The organism is Pseudarthrobacter woesei, assembly GCF_055412745.1.
Map to the genome: position 1 here is coordinate 1 of NZ_JBVAYU010000005.1, position 18,896 is coordinate 18,896.

Here is an 18,896-nt window from a genome sequence, read left to right on the forward strand (position 1 = left end):
GCCAACTCTTGCTGATCCACATCAGTCGCCATGGGATCCAGTGTTTCGCTCATAATCGGTCCTCCCCGCCAGGCACGGCCTGGCGTGTCAGGCCAACCACGGATCCACCGTTATTCAGACACTCCCTGGCCGTCAACTGTGCCTCCGATTTTGACGGACTTGCCTGTGCCGAAGAACTCGGCCGAGTCGGGCATCTGCACGCAGGGCCAGCCGCTGTTTGCATCGGCTACTATGTTCGGCCTGAAGGTGGTGTCAATTGCCTGGGTGGACTCACTCGTGTTCGTCATTGTTGGTCTTTCTCGTGTCGATCCTGATAAGTCCGGGGTGGTCCCACGGTCAGGTAACTGTCAGGAGCGAGAACGCTGCGCGAAGGCCGCGGCCCCCGGTCCAGTAAGTTCGTTCGCAGCCACGGGCCGTCCTGATGCGGCAAGCAGAAGGACTATGGCGGGGCCGCGGACCTCTTGGCCCGTGCCGTGTTCGAAGGCCGCGTCGGAGGCGACCAGCCGCCATCCCTCAGCACGTTCCTTGCCGCCTCCCATCTTCTCCGTCGTCTTTAGCTGGTAGCCCAGTGCGGTGATTACGTGGGTGGCCGGGTAGTCGCGGCTGATACCTACAGGACGGCGGATATCCTCCCCGTGGACGAACGCTTCGACCAGCCGAGTGGCGAGCGGCGCCGGGGGGCCGGTTGTACGCGTGAGCACAGCGCGAAACTCAGCCAGCGTGCGACCAGGATCGTCAGCGCGTTCCCGTGCTACCCCTGCGGCGTTGTCCCGGTCGAAGTCGAAGCCGACAGCGACCATGCTGCGGACGAACCCCAGGCGGGTCGTCTTAGCGGTATCGACGAGATGGGCCACGACGTCGTGAACGTCCCAATCGGGACAAGGCGAGGGCCTCTGCCACTGTTCTGGTTGCAGCGTCTCGAGGTCGCGAATCAGCGCCCGACGTTCGTCGTGCACCACAGGCCAGATGACGGAGCCGAGTCGCGAGTTCATTTCACGACTAAAACAAAAGCGGACACTTCTTGGCAATTTGTAGCGTAGAGATATGGCAGCGCGCAGAACTTACGGCTCGTACAACGACGGGTGTGCCTCAACTCATGCCCTCGATCTCATCGGAGAGCGCTGGGCGCTCATCACCGTGCGGGAACTGATACTTGGACCCAAGCTCTTCGTAGAAACCCAACGCGACATCCCGGGGACCGGGCCGGCGGCGCTCCCCTCCCCTCGCCTCCAGGAGCTTGAAGCGGCGGGCATTGTGGTGCGCCGCAAACTGCGCATGCCCACGCACACGACAGTGTACGACCTCAAGGACTGGGGGCGTGACCTCGAGACAGTCAATACCGCCCTGTCGCTATGGGCAGTTCGCTCACCGCGGCCACCGCTCCACGCCGATATGAGCCTCGATACGCTCGTCTTGGCTATGCTGGCACACGCGCGACCGCTCGCCCAAAGCTCACAGAGTTGGTGGGTCGCGCTCAAGCTGACAGATTCCTGCGTCGCCCCTACCGGGAGCCACTCGAGTATCTCGCGACTCTCACAACGGAAGCAGCATGGAAGACCCTCATAATCAGCGGAGATCCGCTCGAAAACTGCAAGGACATCGCGGTCCAAGGGGACGGGGAGGCTGTCCTTGCCCTGCTCGACGTCACCCGGCTGCAAGCCCCGATCAAGCCCGGACCATGAGATTTAACGGGAGGCACGCGCCCGCGATCGGTCGCCGGCTTTGGGGACCCGCAGTTTCCGTCCTGGAGCGGGCTCCCTCAGCGACAACTCTCGGTATGACCAGTTATACTTGGAACTATGAAGACCGCAATTTCGATTCCCGACACCGACTTCGAACGCTTCGAGCGGGTCGCTGCGCGGCATGGCATGAACCGGTCCGAGTTCTTCCGGCGCGCCGGTCGTCGTCTCGTCGAGGAGCTTGAGGGCGAAGCGGAACTGACGGCGCTAGCGAACTCGGTGATCAAACGTGCCGGGCAGCCCTCCGCGGACAGCCCGTTTCTGCATGAGTCGGAGAGCACGATGCTCGAACGCACCGACTGGTGATCTCGCACGGCGACGTCGTTTGGGTCGACTTCGGTTCGCCCCGCGGATCAGAACCAGCAAAGCGTCGGCCGGCCGTCGTCATGCAGGAGGATTGGTTGCTTGCGACCCAGATCGCGACGATCCTCGTCGTGCCACTGACGTCGAACGTCGCACTGGAAGCCTTCCCGGGTAACGTGCTGATACCGGTCGACGCTTCCGGTCTTGGCAAGGACTCCATCGCGGTGGTGTCGCAGGTCGGTCCGGTCAGCCGCGAATTCCTAGAGCCGTACCCCGTCGGGCACGTGCCCAGTTACGTACTCTCCAAGGTCGCGGCCGGCATCCGCCTGGCTATGGGCATCTGAACGCGCATTCCGCCTGCGCAGTCGCCAGTAGCCGACCGGCTTACGCAACTGCCGCTGAGCTCTTGCGCGAGTACCAGAGCGATAAAACCAAGGCTGTAGCCCAAATGAAAAACAATGGATCCCATAGCCATGCGTGGCCAATCATCGCGGTGACGTCATGGGCGGGGGCGAGGGGATGTGCAAATCGCTCTTGCGTTGCCTGCTTAGTCATCCCGAGTGTGGTGCCGATGCTCTGCCAGGTTGCGCCAGCGGTCCGAGCCCAAGCGTTCCGTGTCCGAGAACTATGAAAGCTTGGATGCCGCCGATTATGATCAGGGCGACATCAGCCCTGCAGTCCGGGACGGAGGCCAGAATCATGACAGTGGAGAGCACGCCCAGTCCGGCCATCGACAGTCCGGCTCCGATCCTAAGCCGTTCCTCCCGCACCGATGACATCGTTAGCTAGTTCACCGGGCCTTCGCATCCATGTCGAGGAATCGCACGGTGCGGACGGACGGCACCTCAACGCACGCCACGTGGGCCGGGTCTTAATGTCACAGGTGCCCGATAGCCTTTTTACATGGACGGCAATAAGGAGTCCGAGGATCCGGCGGGACGCGGTGTGACGGTAACGGAGGTTGCCCGCTCACTTGGCGCTGTCCGGCCCTGCCACGACGACGACGGCGGAGCCGGGCTGATCTGTCAGCTCCGGGACCTCGAGGACCTCAAATCCGCCGCGGCAGCGTTGCAGGCCCGGATCGCCGTCGCTTTCGAACTCATCCAGCGCCGGAAACAGCGAGCCCCCGGGGTTCCTGCCGCGGAGACCGGCGCGGAGCACGGGTCCGGGGTGGGTGCGCAGATCGCGCTGGCCAGGCGTGAATCGCCCGCCCGCGGCAGCCGGCTCCTGGGCCTGGCCACAGCCCTCGTCACCGAAATGCCCCACACGTTCCTTGCCCTGCAGACCGGCCGGCTCAACGAATGGCGCGCCACCCTGCTGGTGCGGGAAACCGCCTGCCTGTCCGCCGCCGACCGGGCCGCCGTCGACGAGGAACTCGCCGCCGACACCGGCACCTTCGACGGCGCCGGAGACCGGGCAATTGTTGCTCTCGCCCGCACCGCAGCCTACCGCCGCGACCCCCGCACCGTCACTCAGCGCGCGGCCCACGCCGCCACCGACCGGCACGTCAGCCTCCGCCCCGCCCCGGACACCATGACCTGCCTCACCGCGCTGCTCCCGGTCGCCGAAGGCGTCGCCGTGTACACCGCCCTGACCCGGCACGCCGACACCCTCCGCGCCGCCGGGGACCCCCGCTCCCGCGGCCAACTCATGGCCGATGGCCTCGTCGAACGCACCACCGGCACCCCCGGCGGGATCACCGGAATCGAACTCCAGCTCATCATGACCGACCGCACCCTCCTCCAGGGCGACTCCGAACCCGCCCGGCTCCCCGGCTACGGCATCGTCCCCGCCGGCTGGGCCCGAAACATCCTCACCCACCCGGGCAAGGGAAAAGCCACGGCTAACCACGACGCGGCGTTCAGCCTATGGCTCCGCCGGCTCTACACCGCCCCCGGCACCGGGGACCTGATCGGCATGGACTCCCGCGCCCGGCTCTTCCCGCCCGGGCTGCGCCGCTTCCTGAAGGCCCGCGACGACACCTGCCGCACCCCCTACTGCGACGCCCCCATCCGCCACTACGACCACATCATCCCCTGGCACCACGGCGGCACCACCACCGGGGCCAACGGCGCCGGACTCTGCGAAGCCTGCAACCACACCAAAGAAAACCCCGGCTGGACGGCACGCCCCCGCCCCGGACTCGACGCCGCCTCCCACCACAGGCACACCATCGAACTCACCACCCCCACCGGCCATACCTACCACTCCACCGCGCCGCCGTTGCCGGGAACAAGTCTCAGCCAAAAAACATTGGACCAGCCCCCGCCCCGCCGCCGCCGTGGCAACCACCGCCGCAAACTCCGGCACCGGGCCAAGATCCTTCGGAGCGCCAGCCGGGGCTGATGACGGCCTGACCACTAATGTCAGCAGCGCCAACAGCAACGCGGGGTCACCTACGGCCCATCCGACAGGGCGTAACGGGCCGTATGTGACCCCGCGTTGCAGTGAGGAGCGTGTCCTCAGAACGCAGGAAGCCGCCCGCCGATCAGAGTGATCAGCGGGCGGCCTGGCGAATCGGCGCGGGGAACCTGTGGCTGTCAGCGCGCGGTGATCCCGGCGACCCCGGCGACCCCGGCGACCCCGGTGACCCCGGTGGGCTCGGCAGCGGAGCCTTCGCCCGGCGTCGTTCCCGGCGTGCGGAGCTTGGCGCCTTCGACGTCCACATCCGGCAGGACACGGTCCAGCCAGCGCGGGAGCCACCAGGCCTTCTCGCCGAGCAGGTACATGACGGCCGGGACGATCGTCATCCGCACCACGAACGCGTCGATCAGCACACCGAAAGCCATCGCGAAGCCCAGCGGCCGAACCATATTCAGGTGCGAGAAGATGAAGCCCGAGAACACACTGACCATGATGATCGCTGCCGCGGTGACCACCGCGGAGGCGTGGCTGAAGCCCGAGCGGACCGCGTGCCTGGCCGATTCGCCGTGCATGTAGGACTCGCGCATTCCGGAGGCGATGAACACCTGGTAGTCCATGGCGAGTCCGAACAGGACACCGATCAGGATGATCGGCAGGAAGCTCAGCACGGCCCCCGGGTTCTCGACGCCGAAGATGGCTCCCAGCCAGCCCCACTGGTAGACCGCCACAACCGCGCCGAACGCGGCGGCGAGCGAGAGCAGGAAGCCGCCGGTGGCCAGCAGCGGCACCCAGATGGAGCGGAACACGAGCAGCAGCAGGATCAGGGAGAGCCCGACCACGATCGCCAGGTACGGTGGCAGGGCGTCGCCGAGCTTGGTGGAGACGTCCACATTGCCGGCCGTCTGGCCGGTGAGGCCGATGCTGACCCCGGTGGCGTCCTTGATCTGGCCCTTTTCGGCGCGCAGTTCCGAGACCACCTGGACAGTGCTGGCACTGGCCGGGCCTTCCTTCGGGATGATCTGGAACACCGCGGTACGGCGGTCGGCGCTCAGTGCCAGCGGGACGGCGGCGGCGACGTTCTTCGTGTCCCGGAGCATGTCTGCGGCGTCGAGCTGCGTGGCCTGGGCCTCGGCTTCGCTCAGCCCGGCCGGGAGGTCACCGACCACGATGATCGGTCCGGTCATGCCTTCGCCGAAGCTCCGCTTAGTAACGTCGTACGCCTTGAAGGCCTGCGAGGCGACCGGCTCCGAGCTGGCGTCCGGCAGGGCGAGCCGGAGCTGGCTGGCCGGCAGCGCCACGATGCCGAGCAGCACAACGCCGGCCAGCAGGGCCAGCACGGGGTGCCTGGTGACAAGTCCGCCCCAGCCGTGGCTGCCGCGGTACTCATCTTTGACCCGGTCCTCGGTCTCGTGGCCGGGGGCCGCGTTGTGCTTGTCGGCCTTGGCCCAGGCGCGCTTGGAGATGAGCCCCTGGCCCATAAGGGAAAGGATGGCCGGCGTCAGGGTCAGGGCGACGACGACTGCGACAGCCACCGTGGCGGCGGCCGACAGGCCCATGACGGCCAGGAACGGCAGCCCCGGGACCACGAGGGCGGCAAGGGCGATAATGACGGTCAGGCCGGCGAACAGCACTGCATTGCCGGAGGTGCCGGTGGCCAGCGCCACGGACTCCTCGGGATCCATACCGCTCAGCAGCTGGCCGCGGTGCCGGTTGACGATGAACAGCGAGTAGTCGATGCCGACCGCAAGGCCGAGCATCAGCGCCAGCATCGGGGAGATGGAGCTCATGTCGACGGCGCCGCTGAGGGCGAAGGTGCCGCCGACGCCGACGGCCACGCCGACGATTGCCATCAGCAGCGGAAGCCCTGCGGCGATAAGGGTGCCGAGCATGATGATCAGGACCAGGGCGGCGACGGCGATGCCGATAATCTCGGCGGTGCCAAAGAGCTCGGAGATGTCCTCGCTGATTTCCTTGCTGGGCAGGGCGGTGACGTTCGCGGAGGAGACCTCCTTGACGATGTCCTGGACTTCCTGCCGGACCTCGGGCGCCAGGCCGTTGATCGAGGTCTTGAACTGGACCTGCGCGATTGCGGCCTTGCCGTCCTCGGAGACGAAACGCAGACCCGTCGAGGCCTCCAGCTGGCGCTTGCCGAGGGCCATTTTCGTCGAGCCGGCCGCGAGTTCCGCGGTGCCGGCGTCGAGCTTTGCCTGACCTTCGGCGAGGGCTGCCTTCTGCTGGCCGAGCTGCGCCTCGATGGCGGCGGGCGACATCCCGGCGTCGGTCATTTGCTGCTCCGCGGCGGCCAGCCGGGCCCTGCCGGCCGCGAGCTCCGCGGCCGACTGGTCCAGCCGGGCCTTGCCGGCGGCTGCCTGCTGCTCACCGGCCGCAAGATCCGTGGCGGCCTTGTCCAGCCGGGCCTGGGTTTCGAACGGATCAACGGTTCCCTGCACATCCGGGACGGTCCTGAGCTTGGCCAGGGCGGCGGACACGGCGTCCCTGCCGGCCTGGCTGAACCGGGCCTCGTTGGCTTCGAAGACAACGCTCGCGGAGCCGCCGGAGGAGGACGGAAGTTCCTTCTTGAGCTTGTCCGCCATCTGCTGGGTCTCGGTGCCCGGGATCTGGAAGTTGTTGGAGAGCGTGCCGTGGAAGGCCGCTGCGGCGCCGCCGACAGCCACCATAACGGCGAGCCAGAGGGAAATCACGAGCCAGCGGTGCCGGTAGGAGAATTTGCCGAGGCGGTAGAGCATCAGTGCCATGTCAGTGCCGTTCTGGGGAAGGAGTGGCGGTGGGGTGCGGTGCCGGAGTGGCTGAGGCGGCCGGGGCAGCCGGGGCGGCGTCCGGGCGGGCGAAACCGGAGCCGAGGAGGCTCATGGCATCGATCAGGAGCTGGCGCAGGGCGGAGAGGGATGTGGCGGTGAGGTCGCCGCCGCAGCGGGCCAGCCAGAGATCCATGGCCGCCCGCCCGCAGGCGATGACGGAGCCGGCCAGGGCGCGGAGGTACAGTTCGTCGATCTCGACGCCGGCGCCCTGGCTGAATCGTTCACGGGCGGCGTTGACGATTTGTTCGGTGCAGTGGTCCCAGGCCTCCAACTCGGAGCGGCTGAGTTGCGGGTTGGCCTGGCCCAGGCTGTACAGCTCGGCGATCGGAGCCACGGCCATCGGATCGGCGAGTTCCACGAGGGCCGCCCGTGCGGATTCCATGAACGATTCGCCGGCCGGGCGCAGCCGGAACTGCTGGAGCGCAGTGTCCAGGAAGCCGTAGGTCACCGAGGCGATGGCTGCTTCTGTGCTGCCGAAATAGTTGAAGAAGGTGCGGCGGGAGATGCCGGCGGCGTCGGCGATGTCCTCGACCGTGAAGTTGCCGGGGCCGTTGGACCGGAGCAGTGTGAGGGCAGCGTCCGTGATGGCCTGGCGGGTGGCCGCCTTGTTCAGCTCACGGCGCGACGGCACCTCAGATGCGGCTGCAGGAGGGGACGAGGTGATGGGCACACAATTACACTACGTGCATGTTTGCACGCAGGGCAACATTTTCGCTGAGGAAATTGCCGGAGCTAATTGCCGGGGGTAAGTGCCGAGGTAAATCAGGACGGCGGATCCGGCCGCAGATCAGGGTTTGCCGGGTCCGCCGTGGGCGCGGGAACGCGGCCGGAATCCGTGCCCGCTGCGGACTTCGCCGGGAAAGCGGACTTCGCCAGGAAAACAGACTGTCCGGTGGCGCCGGGTTCGTTTTCCGCGAGCGGGACGGCGAAGACGGCCGTGCCGTAGGCACAGACCTCGGTCCAGGTGGTCCCCAGCTGCGAGTTGTCGAAGCGCATGGCAATGATGGCGTTGGCCCCGCGTTGCTCCGCCTCGGTGACCATCCGGGCCATGACCTGTTGCCTGCTCTCATAAAGCATGCGGGTCATCTCCGGCAGTTCTCCGCCGCCGAGCGAGCGGAAGCCGGCCATCACCTGGCCGCCGATGTCCCGGGCGCGGACGGTAAGCCCCATCACCTCGCCGAAAACGGCGTCGATCCGGTGGCCGGGGATGTCGTTGGAGGTCACGATCAGCATGACCCGAGCCTACCCACTGCCGGGCTCACCGGAGCGAATATCCCGCGGCAAATTGCGGCCGACTATCCGCCCGCAACCCGTCGGAAACTTTCACAGGAAGATGAAAGGTTCCGAACAGCCCACCGCGAACTGCCCGGAGCAGACTTGAACTTGAGTCTCGAAAGAGACCATCCACCACTACGGAGCCGTCACGCACGGCAGAGCCAGGAGACATCACATGTCACGTACGAAGAGAATCACGCTCGGCATTTCGGCCGCTGCACTGGCACTGGGCGCCGGCCTTGGAGTCACCGGGATGGCGTCCGCAGCCACCACTCCGAGCCCCAGCCCCAGTTCCACCGCGTCGCCCGACAGTTCCACCGGCACCACACCCGGTGACGGCCAGGGCATGCGCGGCGGCCACGGCCACAAGGGCGGGGAGCGCGGCGGCCCCGGCGGCATCCGGGCTGCCGAACTTGCCACCAAGCTCGGCGTCGACGAGGCCAAGCTGACCGAAGCGCTCAAAGCATTCCGCGACGCCAACAAGCCCACCACCCCGCCGGCTGAAGGCACCAGGCCGGACCGTGCAGCCATGGAGGCGGCCCTCGCCAAGTCGCTCGCATCGTCGCTCGGCATTGACGAGTCCAAAGTGACCGCGGCCCTCGAGGAACTCCGCACCGCGGCCCAGACCGAGCGTGCCGCAGCGCTGAAGACCAAGCTGGACAAGGCCGTCACCGACGGCACCTTGACCCAGGCCGAGGCCGACGCCGTCACCAAGGCCGTCGAAAAGGGCGTCATCGGCGGAGGCGGCCACTAGGCCGCTTCATAACCGACGCATAAAAAGAAGTCCCCGGGAGATTCCCGGGGACTTCTTACGTTTGGTGCGTCAGGCGGTGGTTATGCCTTGGCGCCGGCCAGTTCGCGGCCTTCCGGCGTGGCTGCGGGAGCTGCGGCAGCCGAAGGGTCGACGGCGGTGGCGCCGGCGTCGTCCGCTGTGTTGTCGACTTCGTCACTGAACGGGTCACCGGTGCGCGGCGCGTTGTACAGCGCCTCGTCCAGGATGCCCTGGCGCTTGGCCACGATGGTGGGGATGAGCGCCTGCCCGGCCACGTTGACGGCGGTGCGGCCCATGTCCAGGATCGGGTCGATCGCCAGCAGGAGTCCGACGCCGGCCAGCGGCAGTCCCAGCGTGGAAAGCGTCAGGGTCAGCATCACGACGGCGCCGGTGGTGCCGGCGGTCGCGGCGGAGCCCAGCACGGAGACGAGGGCGATCAGCAGGTACTGGGTGAAGTCGAGCTGGATGCCGAAGAACTGGGCCACGAAGATCGCGGAGATGGCCGGGTAGATGGCGGCGCAGCCGTCCATCTTGGTGGTGGCGCCCAGGGGCACGGCGAAGGAGGCGTAGGCGCGGGGGACGCCCAGGCTGCGCTCGGTCACGCGCTGGGTCAGCGGCAGGGTGCCCACCGAGGACCGGGAAACAAACGCCAGCTGCACGGCCGGCCAGACGCCGGAGAAGTACTGCTTGACGGACAGGCCGTGGGTGCGGACCAGGACCGGGTAGACCACGAACAGCACGAGGGCCAGGCCCACATAGATGGCGAAGGTGAACTTGCCCAGGGATCCGATGGTGTCCCAGCCGTAGATCGCCACGGCGTTGCCGATCAGGCCGACGGTGCCGAGCGGGGCGATCCGGATGATCCACCAGAGGACCTTCTGGATCACGGCGAGGGCGGAGGCATTGAGGTTCAGGAACGGCTCGGCGGCCTTGCCCACCTTCAGTGCTGCGATGCCGACGGCGATCGCGATCACCAGGATCTGGAGCACGTTGAAGCTCACGGCCGTGGTGGCGACGCCCTCGGTGACGGTGGTGGTGGCGCCGAGGCCCAGGAAGTTCTTCGGGAACAGTCCGGTCAGGAACGCCCACCAGTCGCCGGACTTGCCGGCGTACTTGGCGTCCTGGGTGATCCCGGTGTTGGCGCCGGGCTGCAGCAGCACGCCCAGTCCGATGCCGATCAGGACGGCGATCAACGAGGTGATCGCGAACCAGAGCAGCGTGTTCCAGGCCAGCCGGGCGGCATTGGAGACTGCGCGCAGGTTGGAGATGGAGCTGATGACGGCGGTGAAGATCAGGGGGACGACGGCGGTCTGCAGCAGCGAGACGTAGCTCGAGCCAATGGTTGCCAGCGTGGTGCCGAGGGCGTTGGGGGCCGCCTTGGTGCTGCCCGTGTACTTGGCCAGGAGGCCGAGGCCCAGGCCGACGATGAGGGCGGCGATGATCTGGAAGCCGAACGAGCCGGCCCACTTGGGCAGCTGGAAGCCGGTCTTTCCTGCGGAATCGGGGGTGTTTGTCTGAGTGCTCACCTGAATACGCTAGGTCCGGGCCGCCTAGCACGACGAACGGATGTTGAGAAATGTTACGCGTCCAGTTTCCGGCCCCCGCCGCGGAATCAAGGGAAATCCGCCGGAAGACTACCCGTTTGTGAAGTTATTCCGGCCCGCGGTGTGGCGATTGTCTCTCGACCTCCGGGACGGCGGGTTGCCGAGGACCTTACCCCAGCAGGGCGCGCTTGAGCGTGTCCAGGCCCACCGATCCGATGTCCAGGGCCTTGGTGTGGAAGGCCTTGAGGTCAAAGCCCGGCCGGGATTCGAGCTCGGCGCGGATCTGCTCCCACAGCCGCTGGCCCACCTTGTACGACGGTGCCTGGCCGGGCCAGCCGAGGTAGCGGGTGAACTCGAACTTGAGCTGGCCTTCGCTGATGGTGAGGTTCTGCTTGAGGAACTCGTAGCCCTTGTCCGGGGTCCAAGTGCCGGAGCCCCAGCGCTCGGGCACCTCCAGCCCGAGGTGGACGCCGATGTCGAACACCACGCGGGCGGCCCGCATGCGCTGCCCATCCAGCATGCCCATGTGGTCGCCCGGGTCCCCGAGGTAGCCCAGTTCCTGCATGAGCTTCTCCGCGTAAAGCGCCCAGCCTTCGCCATGCCCGGAGGTCCAGCAGGCGTTGCGCCGCCAGTTGTTGAGCAGTTCGCGGCGGTAGGTGGCGGTGGCGACCTGCAGGTGGTGGCCGGGGACGCCCTCGTGGAACACCGTGGTGGTCTCGGACCAGGTGGTGAAGGTGTCCTCGCCCGGCGGCACGGACCACCACATGCGGCCCGGGCGGCTGAAGTCGTCCGAGGGGCCGGTGTAGTAAATGCCGCCTTCCTGGGTGGGTGCGATCTTGCACTCCAGCGTCTTCATCACCTCCGGGATGTCGAAGTGCACACCGGCCAGCTCGGCCACGGCCTTGTCGGAGAGCCCCTGCATCCAGGCCCGCAGGGCGTCGGTGCCCTTGAGCTGGCGGGCGGGATCGTTGTTCAGGACCTCCTTGGCTTCCTCGACCGTGGCGCCGGGACGGATCTCGCCGGCCACACGCTCCTGCTCGGCGATCAGGCGGTCGAGTTCCTGCACACCCCAGGCATACGTTTCCTCAAGGTCCACGGTGGCGCCGAGGAAGTCGCGCGAGGCCAGCGCGTAGCGCTCGCGGCCCACGGCGTCCTGTTCCGGGGCGGCCGGCAGCAGCTCGGCTGACAGGAAGCCGGCGAGCCGGGAGTACGCAACCCGGGCGGCGGCAGCACCGGCGTCGAGCCTTGACTGCACATCCACCGGCAGCGGCCCTTCCTCGGTTTTTGCCTCGGCGGCCAGTTTCGCGAAGAAGCCGTCGTCCGCGGCGTGGTTCGTGGCCTGTTCGATCACGATCGACACCTGGCGGGCAGCGGCAACCCGGCCGTCCTCCTTGGCGGAACGCAGCGACTCGATGTAGCCGTCGAGCGCGGACTGGACATTGCGCGCGCGGCCCGCGATGTGGTCCCACTGTCCGGCGGTGTCCGTTGGCATAAGGTCGAAGATCGCGCGGATCTCCTGGGCAGGGGAGGCGATGTTGTTCAGCTCGGCCGTGTCCCAGCCTGACGCGTGGATTTCCAGCTGCAGGCCCAGGCGTTCGCGCATGGCATCGAGGGTGACGGCGTCGACGTCGTCCGCCGGCTCCAGCCCGTCTAGCGCGGCAAGCGCCGCGCGCGCGGCGACAGCGAATTCCTCGTGCCCGGCGGGGGAGAAGTCCTGGTATTCGGTCTCGTGGCCGGGGAGCCCGAGCTCGGTGGCGAAGCTCGGGTCAAGCCGGATCAGGGTGTCCGTGTAGGCATCGGCGACAGCGTCGATGGCCGTCTTCGGGCGTACGGGGGCTGTATTTTCAGTGGTTTCGGTAGTCACCCGAAAAAGACTAGCCGGACGACGGCGGTTATGAAAGGGTTGCTGAACTTTTCCCGCGGGACCCTTCGGACGCCGTGAAGACTAGCCGCGGCTGCGCTTCCACGAGCCGGGGCCGGGCTTCGGCGCCAGCTGCAGTTGCTGCCGGCGGATCCAGTGCCGGGCGCTCGGCTTCTCGGGCGCCGCGGGTTCGCCGCCGCCCAGCGAGAGGACGACGGCGGTCAGCGCCGCCAGTTCCTCCGCCGTCGGTTCGCCCTTGACGACAGAGAGAAGGGTTTCGATGCGAGGCGCGGCCGGCTCGACCAGCGGGGCATCGACGGGCTCGACCGTGGTCACAGCGGGATGTTCCCGTGCTTCTTGGCCGGCAGGCTGGCGCGCTTATCCCGCAGGGCACGCAGGCCCTTGATGATCTGCACCCGGGTCTCGGACGGGGCGATAACCGCGTCCACGTAGCCGAGTTGGGCAGCCTGGTACGGGTTGAGGAGCTCGTCCTCGTACTGCCGGATGACCTCGGAGCGCTTGGCCTCGACGTCGCCGCCGGACTCCGCCACCGCGGCGAGCTCGCGGCGGTACAGGATGTTGACCGCGCCCTGGGCACCCATGACGCCGATCTGCGCGGTGGGCCAGGCCAGGTTGAGGTCTGCACCGAGTTTCTTGGAGCCCATCACGATGTACGCTCCGCCGTAGGCCTTGCGGGTGATGACGGTCAGCTTCGGCACGGTCGCCTCGGCGTAGGCGTAGAGCAGCTTCGCGCCGCGGCGGATGATGCCCTGGAACTCCTGGTCCTTGCCCGGCAGGAAGCCCGGCACGTCCACGAGCGTGATGATGGGGACGTTGAAGGCGTCGCAGTGCCGCACGAAGCGGGCGGCCTTCTCCGAGGCGGCGATGTCCAGGGTGCCGGCGAACTGCATCGGCTGGTTGGCCACAATGCCCACGGTGTGCCCCTCGATCCGGCCGTAGCCGATCATCACATTCGGGGCGTAGAGGGATTGCATCTCGAGGAAGTGCGCGTCGTCCACGATCTGCCCGATGAGCTTGCGCATGTCATACGGCTGGTTGGCGGAGTCCGGGATCAGCGTGTCCAGGGCGAGGTCGTCGTCGTCGAGTTCCAGCTCCTGGGTGTGCTCGAGCACGGGAGCCTCGGCGAGGTTGTTGGAGGGCAGGAAGTCGAGCAGTTCGCGGACGAACTCGATCGCGTCGGCTTCGTCGGAGGCGAGGTAGGTGGAGGTTCCCGTGTTCGCGTTGTGCTGGCGGGCGCCGCCGAGGGTCTCCATGTCCACGTCCTCACCCGTGACGGTCTTGATGACGTCCGGACCCGTGATGAACATATGCGAGGTCTTGTCCACCATGACCACATAGTCGGTCAGGGCCGGGGAGTACGCCGCGCCGCCGGCCGAGGGGCCCATGATGAGGGAGATCTGCGGGACGACGCCGGAGGCGTGGACGTTGTTGCGGAAGATATCCGCGAACATGGCCAGCGAGGCGACGCCTTCCTGGATGCGGGCGCCGCCGCCGTCGAGGATGCCCACCACAGGGCAGCCGTTGCGCAGCGCGAATTCCTGGACCTTGACGATCTTTTCGCCGTTAACCTGGCTCAGCGAGCCGCCGTAAACGGAGAAGTCCTGGCTGTAGACCGCCACGGGGCGGCCGTCGACGGTGCCGTAGCCGGAGACAAGCCCGTCGCCCAGCGGCTTCTTCTTCTCCATACCGAAGGCGGTGGAGCGGTGCACGGCCAGCGCGTCAAACTCGACGAAGGAGCCGGCATCCAGCAGCAGGTCGATGCGCTCGCGGGCGGTGTTCTTGCCGCGTGCGTGCTGCTTCTCGATCGCTTCCGGGCCGGAGGGCTGCTCGGCACGGGCCTGGCGGTCGCGGAAGTCGGCAATCTTTCCCGCAGTCGTGGTCAGATCGTGGCTCATCAAGTGTCTCCGGCTCTGTCGCTGATTGTTCTGGCACTGTTACTGCTGAAGTTCGCTGGCCCTGTCCCGCGTGGCGCTTTAGTTGGAATCCACAAAAGCAAGGCCTTGATGGCAAGTCTAGTGACGCGATTGGCCCATACCGCTGTAGAAAACCTACAATTTTCGCTCCAACTCTCACCGTGACCGCAACGGGTGGCAGGGCCGGGGTGGCGCGGGGTAACCAGTGCACTGCTTGGCAGGGCGGGGTGGCGGCGCTGGGTGGCAGTGCGGCCCGCGCGCTGCGCTCCTGCCCGGTTGCTCGCGGAAAGCCCGGGGCGACCCCTGATTTTCTCGGGGCTGGCCGGTGATTTTTGTGCCGGGGCGGGAAGTAACCGGGCAGGAGCGTCAGGGGCCGCGCGGAACGACGGCGGGGGCAGCGGCCGGAAATGTTACTAGCCAGTAACATGGGCTAGAGTGTCCTCATGACTTCGAGCAATGATGCTTCGGGCGCCGCTGCAGGGCCGTACCAGGCCGCCGGTTCCCTCCAGGGCCGCACCATCCTCATCTCCGGGGGAAGCCGCGGCATCGGTCTGGCGATTGCCACCCGGGCCGCGCGGGACGGCGCCAACATCGTCCTGATGGCCAAGACCGGCCAGCCGCACGCCAAGCTGGAAGGCACGGTCTATTCCGCCGCCGAACAGATTGAGGCGGCCGGCGGCCAGGCCTTGCCGCTGGTCGGGGATGTGCGCAACGACGACGACGTGGCCGGCGCGGTTGCCGCCGCGATCGAACGTTTCGGCGGGATCGACATCGTCATCAACAACGCCTCCGCGATCGACCTGTCTACGACGGACGCGGTGGACATGAAGCGCTACGACCTTATGCAGGACATCAACGTCCGCGGCACCTTCCTGCTCTCCAAGCTTGCCCTGCCGGCACTGCGCGAATCCGACGCCGGGCAGATCCTGACGCTGTCCCCGCCGCTGAACCTGGACCCCAAATGGGCCGGCCTGCACCTTGCCTACACCATGGCCAAATACGGCATGAGCCTGACCACCCTTGGCCTCGCCGAGGAACTTAAGGTCGACGGCATCAACGTCAACTCCCTGTGGCCCTGCACCCTGATCAATACGGCCGCCATCCGGAATATGCCGGGCGGGGACATGATCGTCAAGGGTGCCCGCGGCCCCGAGATCATGGCGGACGCGGCGCATGCCGTGCTGACCGCCAGCAACGCGATCCCCGAATCGGGCAGTTGGAGCGGGAACTTCTACACCGACGAGCAGGTCCTGGCCGCAGCCGGCGTCACCGACTTCACCCCGTACAGCCTTGGCGCCCCGGAAAACCGGCTGGTGCCTGACATTTTCCTCTGAGTTTCCTGCGGATCCCGGCGCCCGGCCCGTCCGGCCGGAGCCGCCGGGGCCGTAACTCGGTAGGATTCAAAGCATGGAAGCCGCGCAGGAAACCCCGGAACGTCCGCCCCTTGACCTGAATGCCCTCAGTGATGAGGCGTTTCTCTCCGCCAACGGCATTCCGGGGCTCACAGTGGTGGCGACCACCGGATCCACCAACGCGGATCTGCTGCGCGGTGTCACCGAGGATCCCCGCGCGTTCCCGGACCTCACCGTGCTCGCCGCCGAATACCAGAGCGCCGCCCGCGGGCGGCTGGACCGCCGCTGGGAAGCACCCGCCCGCAGCTCCGTCTCCGTCTCGCTGGTACTCCGGCCGCTCAACGCCGAAGGCCGGCCGCTGCCCACCCAGAGCTACTCCTGGCTTTCGCTGCTCGCGGCGCTTGCCCTGCGCGAGGCGCTGCTGGAGACGGCAGGGATCCCGGCGGAGCTCAAGTGGCCCAACGATGTGCTGGTCCGCGGCAGGAAGATCGCCGGAATCCTCGCCCAGCTGGGGCCGCTGGAGGGCGGCGCCGTGCCCCCTGTTGTGCTCGGCACCGGGCTGAACGTGACGCTCACCGACGCCGAACTGCCGGTCCCCACCGCCACCTCCGTGCTCCTGGAACACCCGACGACGGTGGACCGGACTGCGCTGCTGAAGAGCTACCTCTCCCGTTTCGCCATGCTCTACCGCAGCTTCTGCAACGCCGACGGCGACCCCGCCGCGGGGATGGCCGGCGGCCCTTCACTGCACAAGCGCGTCGAGCACCTCCTGACGACGCTGGGCAAGCAGGTGCGCGCCCAGCTTCCCGGCGACCACGAAATCATCGGCCACGCCACGCGCCTGGACGACTACGGCTCCCTTATGGTGGTGGACTCCGCGGGTCACGAGCACGTGGTGACCGCCGGCGACGTGGTGCACCTGCGCCCCTGGACCCCGCCGGGCGAGGGAAACGATGGCAGTAGCGGTAGCGCCGGCAGCGCCGAAAGCGGCTATGCGTAAAGAGCTCCTCCCGGGCGAGCAAGTGATTGTGGTGACCCGGCCGCAGCCCCGGACTCTGATTGTTCCGGCGCTGCTGTTCATAGTTGTTCCCGCCCTGGCCGCCTTTGCGTGCGCCTGGATCGTGAAAGGCGGCCCGGCCAAGCTGGCACCGATCATCGCGAAGGAGACGAAGGAGTGGACGCCGTGGCTGATCGGCGTCTGCGTGGCTCTCGCGGCCTGGGTGTTGCTGGGCTACTGCCTGCCGCGGGTCATGACCTGGCAGGCCACCCGGTACACACTGACCAGTCAGCGACTCATTGCCCGTTATGGCATGTTAAGGCGCCGCGATCAGCAGGTTTCCTTGGCCGCCGTCCGTAATGTGGTGGTCCACCAGTCGTTGCTCCAACGGCTAATGCGGTCCGGGAATATATCCTTGGATACCGGGTACCCCTCCGCCACGGTGGTCCCCGACGTCCCGGAAGTCGCGACGTTCCAAAACTTCATCCTTGACGCCGTCAATGACCTCCCGCGGGAGGTCCCTGGTGCCGAGGGCACAATGCATAACCCCAATGCGGCATGGCCGTGGGAGACGAGAGAAGGTGGAAGAGATGAGCGCTGAGAACGTCCACCATAAGACCGGACTCCTGACCGAAGAAGCGTCGCAGGTCCCGGACGCCGTCGTCGAGACCGCCAGCCTCGAAGCAGCAGTCCTGGACTCCGTGGCCGAGAGCGCCGGCGAACCGGCCGCGGAGCCAGTTGCCGCACCCGCCGACGCCGTGGACACGGATTCGGAGCCGTCCGCCGACGACGCCGCCGCGGCCGACGACGACGACGGGTCGGAAGCAGCTGACGAGCCGGCTCCCGCCGTCGCGCCTCCCACCGGCACCATGTCAGCCGAACGCGTTGCCTTGAAGGCCCTCGAACACCGGCTGCTGGGCGGGGAGCGCAAACTGCGCCGCCGCGAAGTGGCATCCGGCGCGGGGCTGTCCCTGCTGTCGGCCCGGAAACTCTGGCGGGCCCTGGGCTTTCCGAACATTGGGGACGAGGACGTTGCCTTCACCGAACGGGACCAGGCCGCGCTGAACACCGTGGTGGACCTGGTCCGTGCCGGCAAGCTCACCGAGGAAGCCGCGATTTCCGTCACCCGTGCCATCGGCCAGATGACGGACCGCATGGTGGTGTGGCAGATCGAAGCCCTCGTGGAGGACATGGTCCACCAGCAGGGCGTCTCCGACGCTGTGGCCCGCAAGCGCCTGGTCAGCGAGCTGCCGACGCTCGTGGACGCGCTGGAGGAAATGCTGGTCTACTCCTGGCGCCGCCAGCTCAACGCCGGCGTCCAGCGCCTGGCCGTGCGCGCCGAAGCCGGCCTGGCGTCCAGCGAGGAAGGCCGCGAAGGGGATGAGGACGACGCACCGCTGCCGCTGGCACGGGCGGTCGGGTTCGCGGATCTGGTCTCCTACACCAGCCTGTCGCGCCGGATGAACGAGAAGACGCTCGCCCAGCTGGTGCAGCGCTTCGAGAACAAGTGCGCCGAGATCATCTCCGTCGGCGGCGGACGCCTGGTCAAGACGGTCGGCGACGAAGTCCTCTACATTGCCGAGACGCCGGCGGCCGGCGCCGAGATCTCGCTGGCCCTCTGCCACGCCTTCACCGAGGACGAGATCCTCCCCGAGGCCCGCGTGGCCATGGTCTGGGGCCGCATCCTCTCCCGTCTGGGCGACATCTACGGTCCCACGGTGAACCTCGCGGCGCGGCTTACCGCCCTGGCCGATCCCGGGACGGTGCTGGTGGACTCCATGACCGCCGCCGCGCTGGAAAACGACGAACGCTTTGTCCTGCTGCCGCGACCGGCCGAGGACGTCCGCGGCTTCGGCGAAATCCATCCGGTCCAGCTGCTGCGCGGCAGCGGCCGCGGCCTGGTCCTGGACTAGCAACTGGACCAGGGCCCGGGCCG

17 protein-coding genes are annotated in these 18,896 nt (G+C 67.5%); 9 read left to right on the forward strand and 8 right to left on the reverse strand.

The window, feature by feature from the left end; translation table 11 throughout:
* Nucleotides 1–347: 347 nt before the first annotated feature.
* Nucleotides 348–992, reverse strand: a complete 645-nt coding sequence (locus tag ACZYZE_RS08875) for a maleylpyruvate isomerase family mycothiol-dependent enzyme (RefSeq protein ID WP_459320395.1) — start codon at nucleotides 990–992, stop codon at nucleotides 348–350.
* A 52-nt stretch (nucleotides 993–1,044) separates the two neighbouring features.
* Between ACZYZE_RS08875 and ACZYZE_RS08880 the strand changes: the two genes are divergently transcribed.
* The 4 genes from ACZYZE_RS08880 to ACZYZE_RS08895 all read left to right on the forward strand — a co-directional run bounded on the left by ACZYZE_RS08880 (nucleotide 1,045) and on the right by ACZYZE_RS08895 (nucleotide 4,388).
* The gene (locus tag ACZYZE_RS08880) at nucleotides 1,045–1,566 is read left to right on the forward strand and encodes a winged helix-turn-helix transcriptional regulator (protein ID WP_463907377.1); all 522 of its coding nucleotides are present in this window, start codon (nucleotides 1,045–1,047) and stop codon (nucleotides 1,564–1,566) included.
* Nucleotides 1,567–1,799: 233 nt separating this feature from the next.
* Nucleotides 1,800–2,045, forward strand: a complete 246-nt coding sequence (locus tag ACZYZE_RS08885) for a ribbon-helix-helix domain-containing protein (protein ID WP_459320393.1) — start codon at nucleotides 1,800–1,802, stop codon at nucleotides 2,043–2,045.
* Nucleotides 2,042–2,386, forward strand: a complete 345-nt coding sequence (locus tag ACZYZE_RS08890; protein WP_459320392.1) for a type II toxin-antitoxin system PemK/MazF family toxin — start codon at nucleotides 2,042–2,044, stop codon at nucleotides 2,384–2,386. The genes ACZYZE_RS08885 and ACZYZE_RS08890 overlap by 4 nt, the downstream gene beginning before the upstream one ends.
* A 559-nt stretch (nucleotides 2,387–2,945) precedes the next feature.
* Nucleotides 2,946–4,388, forward strand: coding sequence for an HNH endonuclease (locus ACZYZE_RS08895; protein WP_463907378.1), 1,443 nt, complete (start codon nucleotides 2,946–2,948; stop codon nucleotides 4,386–4,388).
* Between the two features lie 194 nt (nucleotides 4,389–4,582).
* Here ACZYZE_RS08895 and ACZYZE_RS08900 read toward each other — a convergent pair whose 3' ends face one another.
* The 3 genes from ACZYZE_RS08900 to ACZYZE_RS08910 all read right to left on the reverse strand — a co-directional run bounded on the left by ACZYZE_RS08900 (nucleotide 4,583) and on the right by ACZYZE_RS08910 (nucleotide 8,458).
* A complete protein-coding gene (locus tag ACZYZE_RS08900; protein WP_463907379.1) occupies nucleotides 4,583–7,162 on the reverse strand; it encodes an MMPL family transporter in 2,580 nt (859 codons plus the stop codon).
* Nucleotide 7,163: 1 nt separating this feature from the next.
* Complete coding sequence (locus tag ACZYZE_RS08905) at nucleotides 7,164–7,889, reverse strand: TetR/AcrR family transcriptional regulator (protein WP_463907512.1); 726 nt, start codon at nucleotides 7,887–7,889, stop codon at nucleotides 7,164–7,166.
* 98 nt (nucleotides 7,890–7,987) lie between these two features.
* A complete protein-coding gene (locus ACZYZE_RS08910; RefSeq protein WP_459319738.1) occupies nucleotides 7,988–8,458 on the reverse strand; it encodes a YbjQ family protein in 471 nt (156 codons plus the stop codon).
* A 217-nt stretch (nucleotides 8,459–8,675) separates the two neighbouring features.
* On the opposite strand from ACZYZE_RS08910, the gene ACZYZE_RS08915 reads away from it, so the two are divergent.
* The gene (locus ACZYZE_RS08915; RefSeq protein WP_463907380.1) at nucleotides 8,676–9,254 is read left to right on the forward strand and encodes a hypothetical protein; all 579 of its coding nucleotides are present in this window, start codon (nucleotides 8,676–8,678) and stop codon (nucleotides 9,252–9,254) included.
* Nucleotides 9,255–9,334: 80 nt separating this feature from the next.
* On the opposite strand, the gene ACZYZE_RS08920 is transcribed toward ACZYZE_RS08915, so the two are convergent.
* From ACZYZE_RS08920 to ACZYZE_RS08935, 4 genes are all read right to left on the reverse strand, one after another.
* Nucleotides 9,335–10,798, reverse strand: coding sequence for a dicarboxylate/amino acid:cation symporter (locus ACZYZE_RS08920; protein WP_463907381.1), 1,464 nt, complete (start codon nucleotides 10,796–10,798; stop codon nucleotides 9,335–9,337).
* A gap of 187 nt (nucleotides 10,799–10,985) precedes the next feature.
* Nucleotides 10,986–12,680 carry a DUF885 domain-containing protein gene (locus ACZYZE_RS08925; protein ID WP_463907382.1) on the reverse strand — a complete coding sequence of 565 codons (1,695 nt, stop codon included), beginning with the start codon at nucleotides 12,678–12,680 and terminating at the stop codon, nucleotides 10,986–10,988.
* Between the two features lie 81 nt (nucleotides 12,681–12,761).
* Nucleotides 12,762–13,013, reverse strand: coding sequence for an acyl-CoA carboxylase subunit epsilon (locus tag ACZYZE_RS08930; RefSeq protein WP_459319734.1), 252 nt, complete (start codon nucleotides 13,011–13,013; stop codon nucleotides 12,762–12,764).
* Nucleotides 13,010–14,593, reverse strand: a complete 1,584-nt coding sequence (locus ACZYZE_RS08935) for an acyl-CoA carboxylase subunit beta (protein WP_459319733.1) — start codon at nucleotides 14,591–14,593, stop codon at nucleotides 13,010–13,012. The genes ACZYZE_RS08930 and ACZYZE_RS08935 overlap by 4 nt, the downstream gene beginning before the upstream one ends.
* Nucleotides 14,594–15,054: 461 nt before the next feature.
* On the opposite strand from ACZYZE_RS08935, the gene ACZYZE_RS08940 reads away from it, so the two are divergent.
* The 4 genes from ACZYZE_RS08940 to ACZYZE_RS08955 all read left to right on the forward strand — a co-directional run bounded on the left by ACZYZE_RS08940 (nucleotide 15,055) and on the right by ACZYZE_RS08955 (nucleotide 18,873).
* Entirely contained in the window at nucleotides 15,055–15,945 is an 891-nt protein-coding gene (locus ACZYZE_RS08940) for an SDR family oxidoreductase (RefSeq protein WP_463907383.1), read from the forward strand.
* 73 nt (nucleotides 15,946–16,018) lie between these two features.
* Nucleotides 16,019–16,963, forward strand: a complete 945-nt coding sequence (locus tag ACZYZE_RS08945) for a biotin--[acetyl-CoA-carboxylase] ligase (RefSeq protein ID WP_459319731.1) — start codon at nucleotides 16,019–16,021, stop codon at nucleotides 16,961–16,963.
* On the forward strand, nucleotides 16,956–17,561 hold the full coding sequence (locus ACZYZE_RS08950) for a PH domain-containing protein (protein WP_459319730.1): 606 nt from the start codon (nucleotides 16,956–16,958) through the stop codon (nucleotides 17,559–17,561). The genes ACZYZE_RS08945 and ACZYZE_RS08950 overlap by 8 nt, the downstream gene beginning before the upstream one ends.
* On the forward strand, nucleotides 17,551–18,873 hold the full coding sequence (locus ACZYZE_RS08955; RefSeq protein ID WP_459319729.1) for an adenylate/guanylate cyclase domain-containing protein: 1,323 nt from the start codon (nucleotides 17,551–17,553) through the stop codon (nucleotides 18,871–18,873). Before ACZYZE_RS08950 ends, ACZYZE_RS08955 begins: the two co-directional genes overlap by 11 nt.
* The last annotated feature ends 23 nt before the right edge of the window (nucleotides 18,874–18,896 follow it).